The 2,185-nt window shown below is 32.8% G+C and carries 1 protein-coding gene and 1 pseudogene; both read left to right on the top strand.

Annotation, left to right across the window (positions count from 1 at the left end; all coding sequences use genetic code 11):
- Positions 1-378: pseudogene (locus tag ACFQZW_RS11285) on the top strand (M1 family peptidase); the annotation flags it as partial.
- Positions 379-461: 83 nt separating this feature from the next.
- Positions 462-2,185: M1 family metallopeptidase (locus tag ACFQZW_RS11290; protein ID WP_386783091.1), on the top strand; the 1,724-nt coding region annotated here is incomplete at its 3' end.

Genomic DNA, 2,185 nt, shown 5'->3' on the forward strand with positions numbered 1-2,185 from the left:
AAAGGAAAAAAAGCGGAAGATTATAGTGTACTTAACGACTATATTGAAAACAATTTTTCTACTGAAGAAAAAGCCACATTAAAAGCTCCTAAATACTTTTACGAATTAAAATTTGAAAAACCAGGTGATTTAGTAATGCCAATTATTGTAGAATTTGAATATGAAGATGGAACCAAAGAACGCAAACAATATCCTGCTCAAATTTGGAGACTAAATGATAAGGAGGTTACCAAAGTATTTCCATCTAGTAAAGCCATTACCAAAATTACTATTGACCCTGATGAACAAACTGCTGATGTAGATACAAGTAATAACAGTTGGCCTAAAAATACAGAATCTAAATTTGAACAGTTCAAAAAAAGTCAAATTAAAAGTTAACCATAAAGGCTGTATTAGAATTAACTCTAATACAGCCTTTACTTTGTAAGTAAATATCACTACTTCTATAAAACTAATCAAAAATGAAAAAACTACTAACCTCACTTTTAATACTAATATTTACTATAACTTCAACAATTTCACAAGAAACCAAAAAACAACAAGGGCACTATAATACAAGTAAATTTAGGCAACTACACCAAGAGTTACCCACACCAAATAATGAACATACAGCATCTGGAGCTCCAGGATACGAGTATACACAACAGCAAGTTGATTATAAAATGGACATCATTTTAGATGATGAAAACCAAAGAATATATGGTGAAGAAATCATAACCTATCATAACAACTCAAAAGATGCTTTAGAATATTTATGGATTCAATTGGATCAAAATATGAGAGCATCAGACTCTCAAACACCAGATATCCAACAAGAGCGAAGCAGTGTTTTATATACTCCATCTCAATTTTCAAAGAAATATTTAGAAGCTCCCTTTGATGGAGGTTTTAAAATTGAATATGTCAAAAATATGGATAACAGTGATGCATCATATCTTATTAATTTTACAATGATGCGTCTTAACTTAGATACTCCATTAGCCCCTGGGAAAAAACATTCTTTTAAAATAAAATGGTGGTACAACATCAATAATCACATTGAACAAGGTGGACGTTCAGGGTTTGAACACTTTCCTAAAGATGGAAATAACAGCTATGTAATTGCTCAATTTTATCCAAGATTAGCCGTTTATAATAATGTCTCTGGTTGGCAAAATCTTCAATTTTGGGGAAGAAGTGAATTCGCTTTAGAATTTGGAGATTTTGAAGTTAATATTACTACTCCTGCAGATCATATTTTAGGCGCTACTGGTGTACTTCAAAACGAAAAAGAAGTACTCACTAACACGCAACAAAAAAGGTTAGCTAAAGCTAGAAAAACATTTGATAATCCAGTTCTTATCGTATCTCAAGAAGAAGCTATTGAAGCAGAACAAAACAAATCTAACAAAACAAAAACTTGGAAGTTTGTTGCTAAAAATGTAAGAGATTATGCTTTTGCTTCTTCAAGAAAATTTATTTGGGATGCTATGGCTGTTGATATCAATGGTAGAACTGTTATGGCATATTCTTATTATTCAAAAGAAGCCAATCCATTATACGGAGATCATTCTACAAGAGCCGTTGCACAAACACTAATAACCTATTCTAGACATACTTTTGATTATCCTTATCACAAAGCCATTTCTGTAGATGGACAAATGGGAATGGAATATCCTCAAATTTGCTTTAACCCAGGAAGACCAAATCCTGATGGAACTTATAGCGATAGAACCAAATACAGAATGATTAGTGTTACAATTCATGAAGTTGGACATAATTTTTTTCCAATGATAGTAAACTCCGACGAACGTCAATGGACTTGGATGGATGAAGGTTTAAACTCTTTTGTTCAAATGTTGGCTCAAATTGATTATGAAAAAGAATATCCGCTTAGTAGGGGCTTACCTAAAAATATTGTCCCATATATGAAAGGCGACCAGTCTAAATTAGCCCCAATAATGACACAAGGAGATCATGTACATAATTTTGGAGCCAATGCTTATGCTAAACCTGCAACAGGCTTATGGATTTTAAGAAACACTATTATGGGACCAGAATTATTTGACCATGCTTTTAAAACCTATGCCAACAGATGGAAGTTTAAACACCCAACTCCTGCAGATTTCTTTAGATCTATGGAAGATGCTTCTGCTATGGATTTAGATTGGTTCTGGAGAGGCTGGTTTTATACTACTGGTGCTAA

It is taken from the genome of Lutibacter aestuarii, from assembly GCF_042676885.1.
Lineage (GTDB): Bacteria > Bacteroidota > Bacteroidia > Flavobacteriales > Flavobacteriaceae > Lutibacter > Lutibacter aestuarii.